This is a genomic window from Ureaplasma canigenitalium ATCC 51252 (genome assembly GCF_000712165.1).
Lineage (GTDB): Bacteria > Bacillota_I > Bacilli_A > Mycoplasmatales > Mycoplasmoidaceae > Ureaplasma > Ureaplasma canigenitalium.
In genome coordinates this window covers 171,316-194,563 of record NZ_KL544010.1, presented here as the reverse complement: position 1 = coordinate 194,563, position 23,248 = coordinate 171,316, and the positions used below count along the sequence as shown (strand labels likewise).

General features: G+C 30.3%; 15 protein-coding genes and 1 pseudogene. 10 read left to right on the top strand and 6 right to left on the bottom strand.

Going from position 1 to position 23,248, the window contains the following annotated elements; translation table 4 throughout:
• Positions 1 to 65 precede the first annotated feature (65 nt).
• The 4 genes from T416_RS0102835 (at position 66) to T416_RS0102820 (ending at position 9,801) form a co-directional block, all read left to right on the top strand.
• Positions 66 to 6,833, top strand: coding sequence for a hypothetical protein (locus T416_RS0102835; RefSeq protein ID WP_031489303.1), 6,768 nt, complete (start codon positions 66 to 68; stop codon positions 6,831 to 6,833).
• Positions 6,834 to 7,257: 424 nt separating this feature from the next.
• Entirely contained in the window at positions 7,258 to 7,755 is a 498-nt protein-coding gene (locus tag T416_RS0102830) for a hypothetical protein (protein ID WP_031489302.1), read from the top strand.
• Positions 7,756 to 8,108: 353 nt separating this feature from the next.
• Complete coding sequence (locus T416_RS0102825; RefSeq protein WP_031489301.1) at positions 8,109 to 8,897, top strand: hypothetical protein; 789 nt, start codon at positions 8,109 to 8,111, stop codon at positions 8,895 to 8,897.
• Positions 8,884 to 9,801 carry a hypothetical protein gene (locus tag T416_RS0102820; protein ID WP_051675985.1) on the top strand — a complete coding sequence of 306 codons (918 nt, stop codon included), beginning with the start codon at positions 8,884 to 8,886 and terminating at the stop codon, positions 9,799 to 9,801. The genes T416_RS0102825 and T416_RS0102820 overlap by 14 nt, the downstream gene beginning before the upstream one ends.
• Before the next feature lie 30 nt (positions 9,802 to 9,831).
• On the opposite strand, the gene T416_RS0102815 is transcribed toward T416_RS0102820, so the two are convergent.
• Positions 9,832 to 11,469, bottom strand: coding sequence for a hypothetical protein (locus T416_RS0102815; RefSeq protein ID WP_169737244.1), 1,638 nt, complete (start codon positions 11,467 to 11,469; stop codon positions 9,832 to 9,834).
• Between the two features lie 321 nt (positions 11,470 to 11,790).
• Between T416_RS0102815 and rpsD the strand changes: the two genes are divergently transcribed.
• The 4 genes from rpsD (at position 11,791) to T416_RS0102795 (ending at position 13,938) form a co-directional block, all read left to right on the top strand.
• On the top strand, positions 11,791 to 12,399 hold the full coding sequence (rpsD, locus tag T416_RS0102810) for a 30S ribosomal protein S4 (RefSeq protein ID WP_031489298.1): 609 nt from the start codon (positions 11,791 to 11,793) through the stop codon (positions 12,397 to 12,399).
• Between the two features lie 131 nt (positions 12,400 to 12,530).
• The gene (locus tag T416_RS0102805) at positions 12,531 to 13,265 is read left to right on the top strand and encodes a Vmc-like lipoprotein signal peptide domain-containing protein (protein ID WP_031489297.1); all 735 of its coding nucleotides are present in this window, start codon (positions 12,531 to 12,533) and stop codon (positions 13,263 to 13,265) included.
• 83 nt (positions 13,266 to 13,348) lie between these two features.
• Positions 13,349 to 13,621 (top strand): restriction endonuclease subunit S, encoded by a 273-nt coding sequence (locus T416_RS0102800; RefSeq protein ID WP_211246923.1) that lies wholly within the window; start codon positions 13,349 to 13,351, stop codon positions 13,619 to 13,621.
• A gap of 8 nt (positions 13,622 to 13,629) precedes the next feature.
• Positions 13,630 to 13,938 (top strand): restriction endonuclease subunit S domain-containing protein, encoded by a 309-nt coding sequence (locus T416_RS0102795; RefSeq protein WP_031489295.1) that lies wholly within the window; start codon positions 13,630 to 13,632, stop codon positions 13,936 to 13,938.
• Positions 13,939 to 14,079: 141 nt separating this feature from the next.
• On the opposite strand, the gene T416_RS04105 is transcribed toward T416_RS0102795, so the two are convergent.
• The 5 genes and pseudogenes from T416_RS04105 to T416_RS0102770 all read right to left on the bottom strand — a co-directional run bounded on the left by T416_RS04105 (position 14,080) and on the right by T416_RS0102770 (position 20,060).
• Entirely contained in the window at positions 14,080 to 14,625 is a 546-nt protein-coding gene (locus T416_RS04105; RefSeq protein ID WP_408645119.1) for a GmrSD restriction endonuclease domain-containing protein, read from the bottom strand.
• Between the two features lie 828 nt (positions 14,626 to 15,453).
• Positions 15,454 to 16,923, bottom strand: a pseudogene (locus T416_RS04100) (DUF262 domain-containing protein); the annotation flags it as partial.
• Between the two features lie 62 nt (positions 16,924 to 16,985).
• Positions 16,986 to 18,197, bottom strand: a complete 1,212-nt coding sequence (locus tag T416_RS0102780; protein ID WP_031489293.1) for a DNA cytosine methyltransferase — start codon at positions 18,195 to 18,197, stop codon at positions 16,986 to 16,988.
• Between the two features lie 140 nt (positions 18,198 to 18,337).
• Positions 18,338 to 18,775, bottom strand: coding sequence for a DUF1410 domain-containing protein (locus T416_RS0102775; RefSeq protein WP_031489292.1), 438 nt, complete (start codon positions 18,773 to 18,775; stop codon positions 18,338 to 18,340).
• Between the two features lie 79 nt (positions 18,776 to 18,854).
• Positions 18,855 to 20,060 (bottom strand): DUF1600 domain-containing protein, encoded by a 1,206-nt coding sequence (locus T416_RS0102770; protein WP_051675983.1) that lies wholly within the window; start codon positions 20,058 to 20,060, stop codon positions 18,855 to 18,857.
• Positions 20,061 to 20,145: 85 nt separating this feature from the next.
• On the opposite strand from T416_RS0102770, the gene plsY reads away from it, so the two are divergent.
• The gene (gene plsY / locus T416_RS0102765; RefSeq protein WP_051675981.1) at positions 20,146 to 20,916 is read left to right on the top strand and encodes a glycerol-3-phosphate 1-O-acyltransferase PlsY; all 771 of its coding nucleotides are present in this window, start codon (positions 20,146 to 20,148) and stop codon (positions 20,914 to 20,916) included.
• 638 nt (positions 20,917 to 21,554) lie between these two features.
• Positions 21,555 to 23,207, top strand: coding sequence for an N-6 DNA methylase (locus tag T416_RS03860; protein WP_051675979.1), 1,653 nt, complete (start codon positions 21,555 to 21,557; stop codon positions 23,205 to 23,207).
• The last annotated feature ends 41 nt before the right edge of the window (positions 23,208 to 23,248 follow it).

Genomic DNA, 23,248 nt, shown 5'->3' with positions numbered 1-23,248 from the left:
AGTATACTCTTGAGTTTCTATATGAAGGTCAAAAAGTTTCATCATTTGATCAAAAAACAGAAAAGATGCCGCAATTATTCGCTAGTGTTCTTAGTGCGACAAATGCGAACATCCGTCTTTCTTCGTTAAAGCAATTTGAAGGTGAACTTGATCATGTTGAAGTTGTGATTAAGAATGCATCAAAACCGAACGAAGCACCGATTACCATCAATGGTAAAGATTTTCCTGTTATTTCAGGTAATGGTCAAATTAACCTACAGGACAAGAACCTTCCACTTGTACCTGGAACGAAGTATGTTGCTAAATTCTATCTAAAAGAGAAGAATGAAAAAACGGAGATAGCAACCCCACTTAATTTTGAAACTCCACAAGTAAATAATGTTGTTTATTCATATCTTGCTGGTAAAGAATCTGATAAGATTATCCTTTATGGCTTAAAAGATGAAGGTAAAAAAATTGAAATTGAATATAAACCGCTTGGTACAAATCTAAACTATAAAAAAGTTACTTCAACCGATGTTGTTAATGGTGGAAAAGTTGAAGTTACTTTCACGGACGACTTAGGTTTTGATAATACATACGAATTCAAAGTGAAGTACGAGAATGAAAATGATTACCAAACCTTTGAACAAGGAAAAAAAGATACAGCATCTTTTAAAACACTAAAAGCTCCTACAATCAAAGTTGAAACAAAAGATGGACTTAATATTAAACTTGATAACCTTGGTAAAAACATTGATCAAGAAGAATTATATATAAGATATAGAGATAAAGAACAAGCGGGTGCTTGAACTGAGAAGAAAGTGAAGGATATTCCTGGGTTTGACAAGGGTCAACTTGATCTTTCTGATTTAGGTCAAAACAAGGATTATGAAGCTCAACTCCTTTATAAGAAAGCTGGAAGTAATGGTTCAAGTAGTGTTATTCTAAGTCAAGTTGACTTTAGAACAAAGCAAACACTAAGTTTTGATTTATCCAAATCAACAGTTACATCAACTAAGGCGATTATTACTTTTAAAGATAGCAGTGTTTCAAAGAAAATTGACAATCAATATCAAGGAGTGACATTAAAATACCATAAAATCGGAGATACAACAGAAAAGGATGCTATTGTTACTCATAAATTAATCAGTGATTTATCTTATGGTCAAAGTGTAATTGATGGTCTTGAACAAGATTCTAACTACCTTTGAAGTCTAGTTGATTCTAAGAACGAAAAGATAGCACAAGGATCATTTAAAACTGGAATTGCTTCAAATACTAATAAACCAAGTGATGATCAAAATGCCTTTGAAGATAAAGAAAGCAATCTAATATCTGTTGAAAATAGACTTTTTAATGGTGTTTTTGTCACTGTTAAGAACACTTTTGGTCTCCTTGAAGGAGATGGTAGTACTAAACTTATCCCTAACCGGATTAACATTAAATACTATCCTAAGAATAGCCCAAAAGACTATTTAACCGAATCTATCCTTATTACAAAACAAGATATCTTAAACAAGAATAAAAAGTTCTTTACAAAGCAAATTGAAAATCTTGATAACACTCCTTATATTTTTGAAGTGTCATATAATAATGGGCTAACTAATGATTATCAAGACAATGTTGTAACTAGAACATTTGAGATTAACTATAATCTTCCTGAAGTGGAATTTAAAAACACAGAAAAGCAACTTATTGTTAAAAATTTAAGTTCTCTTGATGGTAAGAATTTAACTCTAAAATACACTGATGGGTCAGATGAAATAACTAGTGTTTCAAAGACAGTTGCAGATGGTAAAATTGAGGTTAACCTTGACAATTTAAGACCAAATACTACTTACAATGTTAAAATCGATGTAGCATCAGGCGATGTTGAGTTTAAGAGCACGATTCCTGGTGAAACTCGTTCAACTTTCTTTGGTTCAATTAGTCAAGATGATAAAGTTACGATTGAATCTTCATTTACAACTGAAGCTCAAAAGAAAACAATTTGAGTTAAGCATGAAGCAAAAAGTGCATTAACAAGTACTTTTGATATTTATCCTGTCCTTGAAGGGTTTGACGAATATAAAGGTAAAACTGTTCATGTGAAAATTGGGACTGAAGAAGAACTTGCGAAAGTGAATGATGCTACCTATCAAAACGATAATGTTAAATCATTCACAGGTGAAGTTGCTGAAGATGGACACCTTGATAATGGTCAACAATGACTTCGTGGTCTTAACAAAGACGGTGTTTATAAGATTAGAGTGTATGAAGCAGAAACTACAACAAACAAATTAACTCAAATTGCAGAACGTGATCTTAAAAATCCAGATGTACCAACTCCAAGAGTTCAAAAACTAAAAATTGTTGGTTCAAACACAAATAATTTTGGATTTATGCTTGAAAATGTCCAAGAATTAAGGGATTTACTACCAGGTAATCCTGATGTGATCTTCCGAGCGCAAAAGATTCAAGATGACCGTCAATATGAAGAATTTACTACTATCCAACCGAAGGTGTTTCCTCCTAAAAATGGAGATGATTTAAGTTTCGGTCACCTGAAATGAACTAAAAAATATAGTACTTATGGTAATCAAGGTGATGTAATAAGTATTCGTGGAAATATTACGGGTGGTAATGATGGTCAATTTAACGGTTGATTTGCTAATAAAGAAAAATATCAAATTGTAATTTCAATAGTTAGTAATGGTCAAGAATATGTTGTTGCTACTAACTCGAAAGATGATCTACTTATCCCAAATCACAACCCACCTAAAGTTGCTGATGCTGACACAGTTAATGCTTTAAGTGCTAAAAAAGATGCTAACGGTAATTACACAGGAAGTGTTCAATATAAACTGCAAAACCTTGAAGCATATGCTTCATCAACACCAGACCATCCAACATTGAAAGCATACTATATTAAGGCTGATGATATTAAAGCACAAGGTGATCCATCAACTTGAACTTCTGCAGGAGAAGTTATAGTAAATGATGATAATACAGCATCAGTTGGTTTTGAAAATCTTGAACCAGGAACTAAATACAACTTTGCCGTTGTCGATAGTAACGGAAACAAGATTATTTCCCGAGATAATGTTAAAACAAGCAGTATCCCTAAGTTGAGAAATAAGACTTTAGGGGATACAATAATGAAGTATAACTTAGCTGATTTAAAAGGTAGTCAAGCGGTACTTCCGGAAGGTAAATATAAGATTAAATATAGTACGGATGATTCATATAGTAATGAGTCAAACGAAATTACAATTGATAACCAAATCAACCTTGCTACCTATGAAGGTAACCTTGAATTTGTTCTTAAGAACAATCTTACCCCTAATACTACTTATAAGTTTAAGTTAGTAAACGAGAAAGATGAAGTTATCCTTGGTTACGAAGACATCTTTAAGACTAATAAATCGCAAAGTGAGGAAACAATTGTTGGAAACGACTATGCGATTGTTAAGTTAATTAACCCATCATATACCCTTCGTGAAGGTTCGTATAGTATTGCTAAACGTGGCAAAGATACTGATCAAGATAAAACAGTTCTTGATGTACTAAGAATGCAATATTCAGAAGATGCTAATTTTAATACATACAAGGAATATGGTGTTGCATTATCTGAAAACGAAGCTCAGTTAATTAACCTGAAGTTTAGTGGATTACAACCTGGAAAAACATACTACTACCGTCTTGTTAAAGGTACAGTTAAAGCAGACATCATTAAGCGTGATGCAACCGATGCAAAACCTACTATTTCTATCGATACAGACCATCCTATTTTAAAAGGTCAATTTACAACCTTTAATGTTAATACTGACATTAAAGTTGATAAGACTAAAGCAACAATTACATTCGATAATCTAAATAACGTTACAGAACCTAATAAAGTTTATCTAAGTTATAAGAAACAAGATCAAACTAATGTTTATGATGTTAACTATGATTACCAAATCGTTGATAACAAGATAGTCTTTGAAATTGATAAACTAAAAGAAGGAACATATTACGAATATTCTCTTGCTAATGTGGATAACAACACTAAACTTGCTAACGGTACTTTCGCAACAAATAAAGACAAGCAAGAAGTTAAGTTCCGTACTTTCAGTATCGATGATGCGTATCGTCGTGTCCAACTTAGCAATATTGAAGACTATGTTGGAAGAAAGATTCGAATCTCTTTAAGTAAAGGTAAAGATAAGAAGAGTATTAACCAAGTAGTTTCAACTTACGATACTATTCTTACCAGTGATAACGGGGAGTTCATTTGAGACTTTGATAATTTTGAACTACTTAAGTCGTATCAATATAAAATTGATTTATTAGATGATAAGAACAATGTTGAAAAAACACTTGCTTCTGATACTTTTGATGTTAGTGCGAATTATACATCAGGTGGGGATCAAAAAGTTAGCACTAATGTGAAAGCACTAGGTAATTATGAACTAAATAACTGATATCCGGTAACTACCTTGCAAGAAGTTTATGCGAACAAGGATAATTGACAAGAACGAGTTGAAAAATCACTTGAACAAATCGCAATTTACGGTACTCAAGTTTCAGCTAACAATGCTTACGGATGACACCGTCTTCTTGTTACTGGTAGTCAACAAGTTTACTATAAGAAGGAAAATGATAAGCTTGTCTACGAGTACATCTTTATTGATATCGCGAACCAAACTGGTGAGAATGCGAAGCTAAAAGGGATTAAGTTCCAATTTAGACTTGTTGGTAACACCATCCAAGTTCAAATTCTTGAAGCAAAGGAAAAAACCGAACTTATCGACCGTCGAAGAAGTATCTCTGAATTTAGTTATGCTATGCTTGACCATAAGCTTATTTATAAATCTTCACTTGGATTGGTTAACCAAAGCAATGGAGAAATCCCTGGAGATAGATATATTAATATCTCTGGATTTAAGTTTAAAGCGACAACAGCAAAACGAGGAACTAGAGACTTTAGTATTCCAAACATCCTTCGTTACTCTAACCAAGAAGGAACACCAGCTTTAAACGAGAAGATTGTTTCAACAAATGGTAATACTGCTATCAGCTTTATTCATCTAAATAACCCACAACAAGAAGCTGAATATGGAGATTTTAATGATAGTTCTGAAGTTAACTATGATGTTCTATACAATCAATATTTAGCAAAAGAAAATAAACTTCTACCTTTCAATGCTAACTTCTTAATTAGTCCTTCTATTTATCCAGGTTTAGGACATTCTCGTTTCAATACAACCGAAACCGGTTTTGAATACAATAGTCAACTTAGAGCGAAGTTCTTCGCTACTCTAAAACAATACGGACGAATCCGATTTACAGGACAAGATGTTACTAACCGTAACTGAATATCATTTAATAGCGATGACATCATTCTTTTCGAAGATGAACAAAATGCTTATAGCACTAAATACTTTAAAGAATTTGAGTTAGCAAAACGTCTTATTTGACGAGATGGCAATACAATAAAGGGTCTTCGACTTACCCTAAATGATGCTGGTCAAGGACAAGGAGCCGCTCTTGGGATGCTAGATGATACCGTTTACTATCTTGATGATAATGGAAACCTTGATTTAAATAACCTATCTTGAGAAGAGTTTGTTAAGAGTGCGAAGAAGCACACGACATTTAAGTTTATGAATCCTGATAGTCCAGGAACGGCAATTGCCGGTATTTCATTTGTTTCAAAAGAAAAAGATTTAATTACAACTGACGAAACAAGCTTTACAAACCCACAAAGACAAGAAGCTAGTGTCCTTCTTGAATCTGAAAGTCACGATGGAAATCAAACCCGAAAACTGAAATTCTTTAATGTTCCTGCTGGAAGATATACTGTGAAGATTGAATATCCAATTTTCTTCCCAACGAAGGAAAAAGATAAATTTGAACCTAAAACTACTGAATTTACATTTAATGCTGACACTAAATACTTCGAAACTGATTTATCAGATGACTTAAAGTACAGTACTCAATACAAAATTACTGTAAATAAGGATGGTAGTGAATATAAGGTGTTCACAGGTATCAATCCTAATATTGAAGGTGGATTTACTTTATTTAGTAGTCAAGAAGTTATTAATAATACAGTTCCTATTCAAAAGGGAGATTTTTATTCTAATGGTGCTTATAGACCAAGTGCTTCATTTAATTTATTTGGTATTAATCCAAGTGATAGCAAAAGAAAAACTCAAGAGGAAACAGCAAATAGAGTTGGTGCTGTTTTAATTGGTTCCACATTATTAAGTGATAACAGTCAAAAAATGCGTTATAAATGATCGTTCAAAACTCAAGTGGCAGGAATAAATCAAAGATCTAGAGAGGAATCATGAGGAAGTCGAACTGAAAGTTTGTTTACAGCTGCTGTCAGTGACGATAATGCCAAAATAGTAATTTTATGAATTAAGTTAAGAGTTCTTTATTGAGGATCTAATGTTGTGCAATTCTCGGTTATTAACGGTGTTGAACATACTTTAACCGAAGATGAAAAGAACAATCTCCAAAATATAAATTTATTTGATATTTGAAATAAAGAAAATACTAAATTTAATGTGTCTCATAAAATTGTTGACAAGACAAATGCTACCGAAGCTGACTTTACAGGTGATAATGCAGGTAAGGTTGCGGCATTTGGTTTCTTTATTAAAGATAAAGAACCAGCTCCAGCTCCAACACCTACTGTTCCAACAACTCCAAGTGCTCCAAGTACAAGTTCTTCTTCAAGCGCCGGTGCTTCATCAAATAGCAGTAATAACACCGCTTCTGGTATGTCGCAAAGTTCTGCTCAACCTACTCCATCAGGTTCATCACCAGCTCCAGCTAAGCCAGCTCCAGCACAACAAACTCCCCCAACAACTAAGTAAATTGTTAATTTACTAAATTAAGAAAAAGCTTACTAGTGGTGAGCTTTTTTCTTACTATTTAGTCCTTTTATAGTTTATTCATAGCAAAATTCCGTCTTTAATCTACCATCTTAATTAATAATCTTTATTTCTTATTTAAACTACTTTATTTCCATAGGATAAAGAAAAAAAGGAATAAACTAGAAAATATTTAGATGGTAAAAAAATCTTAAACATCTTCGCTAATCTTCGATAAAATATAAACTAAATTTTGATTAAGGATTTATCTTAGTAGACATATCTATTTATGTGAAAAAAATAGCTTAGAGATGATTAATCACATCTTGTCTAACAACTCCAACACTTTAAAACTCTAATAATGACGAATATACTCATTATGAAATAGTTTATAAATGATTATTAATAATAAAAGGAAATAATATCAATGATTACCACCACAATTGATTCATCCCTGTTTCACTATACCATTGTCGAAGGAGAATATATGGATGTAGGATTTTTTCTTACCGCTCTTCGATGTTATGCTGTCGGTGCTAAGGTAACCGGATATGTTCTTGGTAGTATTCTTGCTATTTATGTCTTTGTCGGAGTTGCTCTGTTAACGAAATATGGTCTTGAACGAAAAATTAAAAAGCATAAACTTATTTATAGTTCCATCGGTTTTGTTTCCGGTATTATCCTATTAAGTATCCTAATCTGAACTTTACTTGACTATGTTTTTCCTTTTTATGTCGAGCAACTATTTAATGAAGCAATAAATAGTGGATGAATTGATGAAGAAGGTAGTATCATTCTTGATGGTAAATTAGACTTATATCTAAAGATGCACGATGATCGTCACCTTGTTCTTAAATCAATTAACGATATTCTAAGGGAGCAATTTCACTTAATTAAGAAGGATCTTAGTTTTAAAGAAAATTAGCATTATGAAATCTTACAAATTCCTTTCAGGAAGGAAAGTAAGATTTTTTTAATTATCAAATTCAGTTATTTTAATATAAATTAGTATTCTAATAATGGTTCCTTAGTATATTATAACTATTAGAAAGCTTGAGTTTTTTATCCTGGATGACAAAGGATTATTTTATTTATTCATTAATTAGGGTAAAACTTAAATTCTTAGATAATCATAAGAACTGTTTTTTTGATTGCAGTTGCTTTTCTCATTGTTTAGGTTTAAGGATATTAAAATATAAATTATCTTGTTAATAAATAAACAAGTTTATTTATATAACTATGATACATTAATTAAATTGTTTATTGGTTGGTGCTCGTATGTCTAGCGATAAAAGTATGGCTAATTTTATTGATTTCCTAGAAAAGGTTGTAGATTCTAAACAAAACGGTAATACAGGTGATGAGTTTGAGCATTTTATTCTAAAAAAATTAGATGGTGGCTCCTTTACTAAGGTGAGTCTTAAAAAAGAAGAATCTATTGATTACCTAAATAATTTATTAAAAATTGACCAAAGTGTGTTTGAATCACTAATAAATAAAATGAATAACCAGGTGCTTGATAAAAACAACATCCAGGTTATACGAAATCCTTTTGGTCATTATATCGGTGATTTAAACTGATATGTATACGAACCTTATGGTAAACAAAATTTTCCAGATCTTTTAATTTTTACTAGTCAATTTATATTTCCTATCGAAATTAAGTTTTCAACAAAAAGAAAAAGTGCTACCTTACCTAAGGGAAACAGTAATATCCCAAAAGAAAACACAATTTATCTTTATGCTAACACAGAAAAACACAACCCCATTATTTTTCTAGGTAGCGATTATATAGGAAGGGGAACAAGAAAATTTTTAAATAGTTATTTTGATTTCTTTAATGAAGATTTAGCAGTAGCTAATTTAAATGAAGAATTGAAGAATGATCCGTCTTCTTATAACCCATTTGGTTTATATCCTAAAATTAGAACTGATTTTATCTGTAAGAATGAATTCGTATTTGGTAATGATGAAAAATTAAGTATTTTTGATTTCGCCGAAAAAATGGAATGGAGGGAGAATGTCTTTCAATTTCTCAGGGATTTAGCGATGCATGAAGAAGAATAATTTAGATCAATTTTACACCAATCCTAGAATCGCTGATTATCTTGTTAAAAAAATTGATGAAATGTTTCAACTAGAACAATTTACCATTTTTGAACCAGCGGCCGGAACAGGCAATTTCATTCGTGCTTTTGAAAAAAGAGGAATTGATATTACTCGACAATGTGTTGCTTTTGATCTTGAACCAAAAGGTCAAAAACTCATTAAAAAAGCTGATTTTCTTAGTGTTGATCTTTCTCTTTTTAATAAGAATAAGAACATCGTCATTACTAATCCCCCATTTGGTAAGAGATGTCACCTTGCGGTTCAATTTTTAAATAAGTCACTTATGCTAGCTGACATCGTTTGTATGATTTTGCCAAATACCTTTAATCGGTATTTAACCCAGAAGCAAATTAAGCATGATGCTAAGTTAATTTATAGTGAATCGTTACCTTTTAATTCATTTATTGTTAATGATCGTGAATATAATGTAAAATGTGTTTTTCAAATTTGAACCAATAAGAATATTAAAACCTGGTTAACCGATCATCGCTTAAGAAACAATAACTTTCAAACCCTTCCCGGACTTACCCTTTATACCCATAATAACACGAAGGAAACAATGAAGTTTTTTGATAAGGATAAGTACCGTTGAAATTTCGCAGTTGTACGTCAAGGATACTATGATTATTCAAAAAAAATCAGGAATCCCAACGATTTAGTTCCGAACCGTCAGTACCTGTTTATTAAAACAGAGAACCAGTATTTGCTTGATTTGATCAATCAGGTTGACTTTACAAAGTTATCAGAAAGTAATACATCGGTAAGGGGTTTTTCCAACACCGATTTAATTAACGAATTGTATCAGATGCATATTAATAGAATTTTGAAATTCTATGAGCAAGAAAAAGAGAAATGGTTTTAAAAAAGAAGGAGTTTTTCCTTCTTTTTCACACTATTGCCCGCTAGTTGTATTCTTACTGTTAAGGTACATATTTTGCTTTGTGATAATAAAATTGATTAATTGTTTCATCTTACTTAAAACTTCATCCCTATTTGTAAATGAATTAATTTCATATAACATATATTCTTCGTTTGAGGCTTGATAAAAATCAAGTAACTTCATTAATTCCTTATACAGTCTTTTTACCCGACTATCTTTATTAAAAAGGTAATTAATAATGTAACTTAAACGTTCACGAATTGTTTTTACATATCGGAGATGGTGTTTTGAATCGGTAATATAAGAAACATCAAATTCTGAATCAAAACTTTTTGAACGGAGAAAATATTCATCGATTTCTTTTTTATCATCCTCGAGTCAATTCGAGTTAAGTAAATCACGATTTTGACCTGGATTGATTGATTCAAGATAGTTAAAGAGGTGATTTTTTAAGTTTAAGAGTTCGACAATCTCATGCACAAGATTTCCATAATCACTGTTGTATTTTTTTAATATTGCGATAAATGAGTGAATTTCATTTAGGAAATTAAGAAATTGCTCATAAAAAATTTTGGATTGGTTAATGAAGTCCATATTTTTTCCAATCAAGTCTTTACTAATGAACTTTTTTTCAAGTAAATCAGCATTTTTAATGACTCCAAGAATCATATCATTTAGGTCATTAAATGAGTAGTATTTTAACTCCTCGTCAATCTTCACAATGATTGATCTAATTTCCCCTAACCGGTATGGAAAAGCTTCAAAGTCGTCCTTAAACTTATAAAGATATTTTTCGTAAAGTAACGCCCCTTTGTAGTTACTACTTGAGATGTTATAGTAACTGATCGATTGATTCATAAACATCGACAGGTCGCTGTTAATAGTTTTGAATTTAGTCATCTGTAGTAGGTTGTTTAAGGTGTCGTTTAAATACTTTTCAAAAGAAATATTGAATTTCACAATTTCATTCTTCTCTTCTTCTGTTAAGAAAGTTTGTTGGTTAATGTTCTTGATGTTTTCTTTGTTCGCGTTTGTAATCTTAAATACTTGGTTAAATACATTACTAAAGTTATTAATGATTCAACACTTATTACTAATTCGGTGGGCAATTTGGTAAACTTGTTCACTATATAAACTACCGTTCATTTTAATCTTTGCCTTCATCATTGTCTCAAAAAGATCGATGATTCAAAGTTCATTTGTCATTCATCGTTTACACTCGTAATTAAACTTAGTTTTAACCTTATTATTTAGGTTGTTGATTTCATTATTAAATGCAATAAGACGATATTCAATTTGGTCAAGTCGATAGAAGTCGTTTCAAAATTGGTAAAGTAGTTCATCAAGAATTTTAGTTTGATCACGTAATATTTGGTCAAGTTTCATCGTTTCTTTCAAAATCTTCTTGAAAGCAATGACAGCATAGGAATTCGCAAGACTGCGCATATTCTTTAATAATGTATGCATCTCATCAAGATTGATTTTTACTACACCAAGAACCTTGTTTATTTCTTTACCACAGACATGATTTAAGGTAAAGAAATAACTTTTATTATCCTTATAGTGCATATTAAAAACACTATTCACTCTTCCATAATAAATAATGTAATTTTGACGGTAAAAATGGAAAAGTTTAATTGCTTTTCGCATTTTAAAATAAATCGTAAGGTAACCAAAAAAAGCAATTAAAATGGGAATAAAGACGAGTGTAAAGTACCAATTCATAGAAAAAAGACGGATTATGTAATTTCTATTAATTATAAGGTTTTTTAAAGTATAATCTTTAAGTTAATAAATCTAATTTTTAACAGCAATAAAAATAGGTAAACCCTAAATCAAGTAGTATTTTTATTCCTTGAGGATGAAAGAGTAAGCAAAGCAATGCTGTCTTTGAAACACGGAATCCGTGTTTTTTAACTGAAAATCAATGTGGTGTTTTAACTATTTTTTTGATTATTTTGAAAGGAAATTATGTCTAGATATTTAGGAAGTGTTTTTAAAAAATCTCGTCATCTTGGTTTTAGTTTACTTGAAAACGGGAAAGAATTTAATACAGGAAAGAAAAGAACTTATGGTCCTGGACAACACGGGAATAAACGTGTTAAGTTGTCAAACTATGGTCAACAATTACTAGAAAAACAAAAATTAATGTACCTATATGGATTAAACGACCGTCAATTCCGTCGTTTATACCGTGTTGCGATGTCACGTAGTGGAGTTCTTACTCTTAACTTACTACAAGTTCTTGAATCACGTGTTGACTCATTAGTATTCCGTGCTGGATTTGCTCCAACAAGACGAGCTGCCCGTCAACTTGTAAACCACAACCATGTCCTTGTTAATGGTAAGAAATCAAACATTCCAAGTGCTCTTGTTGAAGTTGGTTCAACGATTTCACTAAAAGAACCGATCCTTCTTTCAACATTAGTGAAGAATACTAATAACAAACCTGCTGACTTTATTGAAGTTGTTGATAAAACAAAGAAAATTGCGAAGTTTACCCGTTTACCAGAACGTGACGAATTAAGCAAGGACATTAACGAAGCTTACGTTGTTGAATGATACAACCGATTGATGTAATTGATTATGAAATACCAGGGGACAACCTTGGTATTTTTTTTTTTTTTTTTCATTTTCTCTAAGAAAAAATATCCGCGTAGTACTCATTTTGCTATACTTAAATAACATTTACTTTAAGATTAGGTTGAAGTATGAAGAAGAGATGAAAATTATTAATAGGACTACTATCTCCTTGATTAGTAATCCCGACTATTGCTATTGTCGCGAGTTGTTCATTAAATGAACCAGAGCAAATTATTAATAGTGTTTTCTCAGCAATTGCTCTTAAACAACTTGGTATCTCAGAAAAAGTTCCGCAAGTCGAAATCGCAAAGGAACTTCCTAATGATAATAAAATTGTTGAAGTCATTAAGGATGATAAAGACAATGAAGATAAAGTTGGAACTTTAAAGATTGATTTAAATTTAAAAGAACAAATTAAACCTGAAGAATTAGAAAAAACTAAGGTAGAAGGTAAGTTTTTTGCTAAACCAACCGTAATGGGAAGTCCACTTTTCCAACAAATCATTAATGGGGTAGTTCAAAGCAAGGTTAATAATGCTCCCAACTTAGAAGTTTATCAATTTAATGTAGATAAAGATGGAAAAGTAATTATTGATAAACAATATACTAAGCAAATCGAAAAAACAAGAAAAGAAGCTGATAAGTACTTTGATCAAATCTCCAAAGAGGTTAGTGCTAACATCCAAAATTTTAAGAATTTTGTAGACTTTAGCAAATTAGACATCATCATCGCAATCCACATTATTCTAACTCTTCCAAACAAGGAAAACATCTTAACTCCAGAACTCTTCTCACAACACTTTTATTTCGATGAAAACGGAAATCTTAAATTAGGTGAAAGTAAATATATTGGTGAAAAATAAAATCTAATATCATTACTATAACTAGCAGTTAAAAGGGGTTTAGTCTGTCTTTCCATCACAAGCATTAAATGATGGAGTTTTTGGTGATTATCACTTATGACTTTGATGGTGAATATGTTACTTGAACGACCGATGGTTATGCTGGAACTGTGTTCTTTAGGAATGACAAGTTTTTAGCTACAAATGTTTACGGGATACTAAAGAATAAGGACAATTCAAACTTAAATGTGGAGTATTTGTCTTATATTGCAAAAATTAATTTTCCTAAATTTGTTAATAAATCAAATAGCAATTTTAAATTAATGAATAATGTAGTCGTAAACATTCAAGCTCCCTTTCCATTCGAAATAAAATAGTAGAAATTTTGGATAAATTTACGGAACTTGAACTACATGATAAAGAGCATAGTTACTACTTAAACAAAATCCTTGGTTTTGATAATAATACTGATCTTTTAGACCGGATTTTAAAGTATTTACTGGAAGAGAAAAATGTAGAAGAGACTAATAATAAAATTAATTTTAAGTCTCTCCATAAGCTATTTGATATTTATGGGAGTTATACTCCTTCAAAGAACGATACTGATAATTGGACTAATGGGATAATTCCTTGATTTATAGCCGTTGACATCAGATTAATCGGGAAAATTTTAACCAATTTTACAGAAAGTTAAAAGTGACAAAAAAAGCTTTCCAGGAATTCTCTTCTAATATCGACTACAACCACAATTGGTGAATATGTCTTAATCGCCATAGCTATTTCTGTGGTATTCCTAGGAATACCATCGCTATTTCTTAAAAGGTAGAATCCTTCTTTAATTGTTGTCATCATCGATGTCACTAAACATAATTTCAGTAAATATATCTAGAATCTGTTCAGTACGTTTTTCGATATTTTGTTTTCACTCTTCTCAATCGTTTTGTATAAACTGGTAATGTTCATTTTTATATTCACTAGTTTTAATGCAAGGGTAAGTTTTCTCTAAACTACCTTCCTTCCCTTTAATCGAGAAGTTGTTAATTGAAACATCTTCAACCGCTTTAACAATCTTTTGATGAAGATTATTCCGAACAGACTTATTTGTTGTTGGTTCAAGTAAACCACAGTTACCAATTTGGTTAACATATTTATAGTAGTCCTTATCATCAATGTGACCTAGAAAATCTTGTTTGGTATCCTTCTTAATCGGCAGGATATGTTCGAGATCATAGTCTTTGTAGTCGAGAAACTCATTATTTCGTTCACTAGTTAATTTCGTATAGCAAAATTTATTGTTATTATGAAGGTAAACACAAACTCGCGAAAGAATCATTTTCTTATTTAGATTAGAGGTTCTATTCGGATTTTCATCATTGTTCATTGCACCATAAAGTCTATTAAGTTCTTCTTTAAATTTCGATTTGGTTTCATCATCATCTTTACATTCTAAAATGCTGTTTAACTTTGTCTTGAATTCAGGTAAGTATTCTTTTAGTTTTAAGTAATTTTGTTTAGGGTTGCCTTCGTTCGGCATCTCATTTGCTAGTTTTAATAATTTTTGTGTCAATGACTGTCCTTCAAAATAAAGGTAATTTCATTTATTTTGGAATTGTTCAAGTATTAATAAGTATCGACTAAATAATTCTAGGTGAGAGAATTCACCGTTTCAAATATCAAGTAGTTCCATTAATCGGTTAATGATGACAAGGTAGACATGCTTCTTACCCCAATTAGTGATGTCGACAATCTGGTGACAAATAAGTTGTATTTTTGCAACTTCCTTATTTTCGTATTGATCAAATAAACCTCTATAATCTGCGAATATTTGTCCCATCGTTTTTGTTTTTTCAACTTGATCATTTAACTTTTTAAAAAGTTTAAAATTACCATTTAGTAAGAAGTCAAAAATGATTGTCTTCTCGTATAATTGGTGCATAATACGGTTTTTATCTTTCCTACTAAATTGCTCAATTAAAATATTTAACCCTTGATATGTTGATCCAGTTGAAATTTTCGCTCTTATATTTTTCTCTTCATCATAAACAAGGAATGTTTCAATAAATTTATTAAGTAAATCGATATCAATTTCATTTTTACTTGATTTCTTTGTGAAGTAACGATTAAAAATCTTATTGTAAACAATAAGCTGATTCGTTCTTTCTTGACTACTAATCTTATTCTCTTGATTAATCTGGTCGATTCGACTTTTTAATAAATCAATAGCACTTAATGGTTGTGCACACTGGTTCATTCGAATGTAAATATCAGTTGCATCAGACTCATTACTTACAGAACAAGGAGCGATGATTATGTCAGAATCATTAAGAAAGTAATCAATAAACGACTCAAGATCATTGATTGTTGAAATTCTTTCCTGCAACTCCTTGCAAATTGTTTCATAGTTGGAATGAAATTGAGATTTAAGGAAAAGAATTTTTTTATCTCGATCATTAAATGAACGATTATTTTCTTTATAGATTGTAAGAAAATGATTATAGTCATCATTATTTTCACTAAAAGATTGACCTTTTTCTAGAATTAATTTAAGAGGAATTTTGTTGTTTAAATGATTAAGGATAGATAAACCTTTATCCTTCATTCCTTCCGCACTATTCATTAAATGATAAAGGTAGCGGTAAAACGCGATTACAATTAAAAATAAAGTTGTAGTTCGTTGTTGACCATCAAGTATTTTAAACCCGTTATTGTCAACAGAAAGTGAAATATTATTTAAATAATAACAATCTTTTTGATTATCACTTTTATTTTTCATGTGTTTTTCAATCATTGATGCTACTAGGTTAGATGCGTTAATACTTGGTCAAATATAGTTTCGTTGAAAAATGGGAATGGTAATTTCTTTCTTTCATCCAAGGTATTCAGCGACAGTACATCGTTTTGGATTTAAAACTCCTTTACGTTCAGAGTAGTCTTCGATATCCAATTGGAAATCACTTTTGGATTCAACTGGATTATCTAGTTTTGCTTCAATCTCCGTGAGTTTTGCTGTAAAGTATCAATCGTCATATTTGCCCAAAGTTTTTTTAATTAATTTTTTAATTTGGTTTTTTAGTTCATAATGATACTCATTAAGTTTTTCAACAAAATTATTGTATGTATCCTTATCATCAATCTTTATTTTAAGAAGTTTCTCTGCAATTTCACTATTAAGAAATTCGCGGTCATAAATAAGTAGGATAGAATAAAGGAAATTATATTGGCTTTTGTCAGAATTAATGTTTGGTTGTTCTTCATCCAACTCATCATCAGTGCAATCTTTTTTAAAGACCAGGGGAAAAATGTGCTTTTCAAGGTTCTTTATTAATTTTTTGCAAATTATTTCATCTATATTTTTTATTTTTGCTTTATCACTAGATAGCCTAGCTACTTTTTTAAAATCATCATTAATGAGATAAATTTCATCATCACCATCTTCTTTAATGAATTCAATGACTTCAAGATACTTTAGAGTTTGGATAATTTGACGATAGGTAACATCGCTCTGGCCTACTTTATCTCGGTCTTTCTTGTCATTACAATAGAAATAAATTTTCTTTTCATTGTTTCTAAAGTAAGCTTTTTCTTTCTTATTATTTCGTTGAAAAACGATTTCATCGTTTAATAGCGATTTAAAAATTCCTGATTTTACTCAAAGACAAATTGTTTCTTTGAGGTACATATTAACATCAGTTGCAATTTTTCAATACTCAAGCGTGTTATTTTTTATCATATTAATTCCTCTTATTTTTTTCTTTCTATTTTTTTGATTAACCGAAAGATATTAATAATACTTTCAACTACAATCGAATTTCCAGCTTGACGATAGACCGACTCAAGGGTTAGGATTTTCCTCTTAATTAATTTGTTTAATGGTTCGAAATCGAGTCTGGTAAACCCCATTAACTGAAATGCTTCACGCGGGGAAATAAAACGGTAGTTGAGTTTATCGATGAAATTATTTTGATAATTAATAATTCCACTATTTGGTATTCGATCTTGTTTTGTTGTTAAGGTGCTAACAATGTAATTAGTTGATTCGGTAATGTTTTTTGACTCAACCACCATCCTTTGTCGCGATGGTGTTTTATTAATGATAAACTGGTCGTTGTATGACGTTTTTTTAAAATGAAAAATATCGTTAAAAGCAATTCTTCGTCCTTTTTCATCAAGTTTATTTGGCTCGTAAATTGCTCTTAAATATTGATCGAATGTTACATCATCACAAAACGGTAATTTAGTTCCTTTCCTGATAGAAAGAGCAAACACTCTCCTTCTCTTCTGGATAGAACCAGCATCGATTCCGTTAATAATGGTGGTATATGTATCATAACCAAGTTGGTTCAAGACTTCTTTTCACTTTTCATATTGATTAATGAATTTAGCTGAAAGAAGGTTTGGGACATTTTCCATTAACAAGTATTTCGGTTTGTTTTGACATTCATTTAAAATACGTTCGATTTGTCAAATAAGGGAAGATGTTGAATCAGTATTTTCAATACCTTGAGCACGTCCCATATTAGCAATGGAAAGTCCTTGACACGGGAAGGAGTAGGTAACTAGGTTAACTTTAAGTTGATCAATTAAAGAACCGTTCACTTGATTAATATCAACCTTGTTATTAGAAAGGATTAAGGAAGCGGCAAGTAGTTCCTTAAAGTAAATTGACTTACCTTGCAGTTTTGAATAATTTTTCGAGTTCAAGGAGAATGTATATTGCGAGAGGAATTGATTAAGGTTTCGCTCATCACTTAAACTACATTCTTTAATGATTTCACGATATTTTCCAAGTAAATTATGATGAATCGCTGCATATGAAATGTTCGCACGGGCATCTCATTCGACAGTTGCTACGATGTTAAAAAGTTTATCCGCATTATCCTTTTCGAGGATATCGATTGCTTTCTTTTGTGCTCCAATCCCAGAAAAAGTCTCTAATATGTTGATCTTTTTCATAGGGATAGGAAAAATACCACAATATTGTGGTTAGGAATTAATGACTTGGAAGGATTGGAAGGTTTATTTGCTCATATATATATATATATATATATTGAAACTATTGAAATTTAATATTGAATACGACATTGACTCTATACCTATAAACTATCAATATCTTCTTCATCTGTCTTATCAATTTTTTCTTCTTTTTTCATTGTTAAAAAAGAAGTGTTGACATCTCCTTGAGGGAGACTTACTTGTTTGTTGTTAACACTCAATGATGTAATTTGGTAAGTTGTATTTGGTGTTAATTCTTGAAAAATAAAAGGCATTGCATAAGAGTCGTCGATGACCACTGATTCAACACTAACATTATTGTTTAGGGTAAGAACCATTTTTGTTCCAATTGGAATTTTGACATCAAACTGAAGGGTCACTGTTACCCTGTACGGACTGGTAGCCAGGGTAGAAACCTTGATGATTTTCGCTGTTGATGGATCAATTTGTCGACATGCCGAAGCACTAATTGCGACAGCAGATATCACTGACACACCTAAGATTGAAAAAACGAAGACTCTTTTTTTGTTTCTATTCATAGAAATCCTTTAAATCAAATTAAGAACTTACAATTTTTAATTATAGCAAAATAAAAACAACACTGAGTGTTGTTCCTTTTTAAATTGTTTGAGCTGCAGTAATATTTAACGAAAATTTCTTGATATTTCGCTTAATAATACTGTTAGCAATTAAATAAAAAAGATAATGAATGAAAATCATTAGGCCAAAAGCACCAATTTGCACAAAGGTAAACCATGCATTACCATTAACCATCGGCCAAATATTGGTAAACATTCCATAAACCGAAACATTAGCGACAACCGGTAGGAAGGTGACATAACAGTTGTAAATACACAAATAGAAGATAAATACTTTTAGGGAATTAGCGTAGCCAATTTTCTTTAGATGGGGGTTAGTGACAAAAATAAAAATACTGAAAGCGAGAAAAGTCAATGGTGTGACAACATGGTCGTAGAACCCGGTCATTGAATTAAACCAAATTCAAGTTTCATTACTTGAAAATACTGGATATAAGATGCAGAGTCAAACTAGACCAACAATCATAATATAGCTTAAAACAGAGAGAATAACAACATTGTGTTTAAGAAACCGTGCTCGGTGATTAAGGAACACGAAGAAAAGTGTTAAGATACACATCCAGTTTCCTTCGGTTGTAAAGTAATGAAGGTTGCTAAATCAAATTTCTCTTGCATAAACGATTTCAGTAATCGTGTTTTTATTTGGAATAATAATATTCGTATCGACAGGTCGATTCTCAATTGAAGAGAAAACCATAAAGGGGATAAAAATAAAAAGACAAATTAGAGCAAAAATGCTTTTTTTATCACGAATATTGAATTCAATTAAGTTCCGATCAGAAAGAATTCAATAAAAAGTAATCGTTAAATAATCCCTCTTACTAACGATGTTCTTTCTTATGTAATGATGAGCATAAAAATTAAGGATAAGGCCGGTTAATAGAATGAAGAAAAGTCGTTTACTGGTTTTGATTCTTGTTGAAATATTAAAAAAAACAAAGATGTTAACGGCCGTGTATCAAATTACAGCATAAAGACCAATTCCGCCTGCCGTCTGCTTTATATGATAGGAATATGTTTTAACAGTATAAAGAATATCTTTGCGTTCAAAAGTAGACGATGGATCAAGAAAAATGGATAAACAAATAATGGTAACTACAAGAAAAACACTAGAAAGGATGAACTGATTCAATAATTTAGGCGCAATAAGATGCATATTATTGATGAAAAACAGTTCTTTTTGTCGCTGAAAATTCTTGTCAACATACTGTTTATTATTGAACATTCTAAATTCCCATACACATATACATAATTTTATATTATGCTTATTATAATATTATAAATAATTGGAAATTTTAAATAAATATTTTATGGTTACGGAAATTCTTTATAGCTACCTTCTTTTTTTTGTTTTTGCTCCCATTTACTCTTATTTAATCGGGGCCTTAAACTTTTCAATCATCGTTGCTTTGATTATGAAAAAAGAAGATATCCGTAACTTCCATAGCAAAAATGCTGGTGCGACTAATATGTCACGAGTTCATGGAATGAAACTCGGGATAGTTGTAATGTTCCTTGATGTGATTAAAGCAATCATTGCTTTATCGATTACTTATTTAGTTTATAAGTATGCTCTACATGAACCGATTGATTTAAAAAGTGGAATTAAACTAAGTCCATTAACTTTTTTTAGTGCGATTTTCATTATCCTTGGTCACTGCTTCCCGATTTATTTCAATTTTAACGGCGGAAAAGGAGTTAGTTGTATGACTGGTATTCTCCTTGTCTCTTGTCCGATCATCCTTCTTGTTTCAGTCTTGATTATGTACATCATTGTTAAGTTTACTAGACACATATCGCTTGGTAGCATGATAACTAGTTTAATCGCTGTTTTTTTACTTCTTATTCCTGGATTTTTCTATGTTCCATTCTATCATGAACATCTACCAGATTACTTCCTTGATTTAAATAGTAGTTATAAGCATATCGCAATTGTTTTTACCTTCCTTATTTTTACTTTGATTATCCTTGTAGTGCAACATCGAACAAACATTAAAAGACTTGTTGATAAAAATGAAACTAATTTCTTTTTCTCAAATAAAGATAAGGTGAAATTTGAACAAAAGAGTGTTATTAATTAAGGGTTAATCTCTTGCAATTTTTTTATCCTTGTTAGAGTTTTCAAATTATTTATAAAAATTTTCAAAATTTTAAATAGTCATGCATCGAAACTACGCATTATTTATATGCTTTTAATTGTTTTATGACTTAATGCGCATTGAAGTAATACATTGTTCTTTATAAAATCAAAATATTCATATATTTTTATTATTTGATAAATAGCTAAAACTAGATTAGTACTGTATTTTAATTTAATTTTTAAGTTATATGTAAACAACATTAATAAACTAATTTTTTTAAGTTGTTTGGAATATATAAATGCTTTGTCTTCATTTCCTTTAAGTTTAATTTAATATTTAGTTATTAGTAAATTAATGAAATTTTAAAAAATTAAAATTAATAAAAACCTTAAAATTTTAAAATTATCCACTACTGTTAAAAATTACTTATACAGTCAGCACATATTTACTATATTAATCGACGGTTTTTCTTATATATTTTTCTAATATAATTAAAAATTGATTGTAAATTGATTGAAGGAAAATATGAATACTTTTATAAAACTTAATTCTATATATAAAAGTGAAAATAAAGAAGCATTTAATAACTATACTGCAAGATAATAAGAAATATTATTCAAAGGAATCGGGTGATTAAAATGAATACAAGAAGTGAAATAGTAAATCAAATTGGTGGAAAGTATTTAGAAAGTAATATTGAAAATGATGAATTTAGTTATCCAAAAGAATACAAAAAGAATAATTTAAATTTTAGTCAAACTATTGAAGGAATTTACAAGTCTCTAAAAATAAATGAAAAAAGGAAATATGAAAAATTAGACATTAGATTTCAAAAAGAAAATACAATAATACAAATTGAAACTAAAAAAAATGATAAATATGAATTTAGCAAGTCCGAGAGAGACCAACTAATGACATATTATTTTTTAGAAAAAGAATTGACAAATAATTATAGAAATATTGTTTCTATATTAGTGAATATGAACACTAAAGCTATTAGAGTTTATATAAATGGGGTACTTAATAGTGATGAAACAACTATAAATTCTATGGAATATTATGAAAATTTATTTAATAATAAAACCAATGATAAAAATAAAGTAATTGAAACTACAAATGAATTGAATAACCTGCTACATAGTGTAGGAATAAGAGAGTCTTTACGATCACAATTTGTTGGAAGTATTTTGGTAGCTTTAAACAATAATTTAGTTGTGGATGCAGAAGTAGGAACAATAACTATTTTAGATCGTATAAAAGAAAAATTAAGAGAAAAAATTAAATCATCTAATGACGATAATTATCAAATTAAAATAGATTTATTAGTAAATATCCTAGACAAACAAGAAATCAAAGAATTAAAAGTTGAATCATTAATCAAAATAGTTGAAAAAATACAGAACGATTTAGTTCCGTATATTAATAACAAAACACCTACAGGAGAAGACCTACTTAATTTATTTTTTACAACATTTAATAAATATGTAGGTAAGGCAGATAAAAATCAAGCATACACACCTACGCATATAACAGATTTTATGTGCGATATAACCGAGATTTCTTGAAATTCAAATGTATTAGACCCTACTTGTGGTTCAGGTTCTTTTTTGGTTCAAGCAATGTCGAAAATGATAAAGTTAGCCAAAAATGATGAAAAAAGAATCAAAAACATAAAAGCAAATCAATTATTTGGGATTGAACGAGAGGACAAGGCTTTTGGATTAGCTACAACTAATATGTTGATTCATGAAGATGGTAAAACAAATATTATAAAAGCTTCATGTTTTGATAAACTTGAATGAATTAAACAAAAAAATATTGATATAGTTTTAATGAATCCACCATTTAATGGTCAAAATATGCCTAATGATTGTCCGGTTAAAGATACAACAAAAGTTGATGCTACAAAAGGTTTATATTTTGTGTATGAAATATCAAAAAGTTTGAGAAAAGGCGCAAAGTTGGCAACTATTTTACCTCTTCAATGTGCAATAGGTAACGATAAGAATATAGCAAAATATAAAAGACTGATGCTTGAAAATAATAGTTTGCTTGCTGTTTTTTCATTACCTGATGAACTATTTTATCCTGGTGCCAGCATTAATTCTTGTATTATGCTTTTTGAAACTGGTAAACCACATTCTGATAATCAAAAAACATTTTTTGGCTATTTCAAAGATGATGGGTTCATCAAAAGAAAAAACAAAGGTAGGGTTGAAAAAACAGATTGAGACACGACTAAAAAGAAATGATTCGAAGCATTTGAAAAAAACAAGAGATACCTGGTTTAAGCATTATGAAACATGTAGACAGTGCTGATGAATGGTTACCC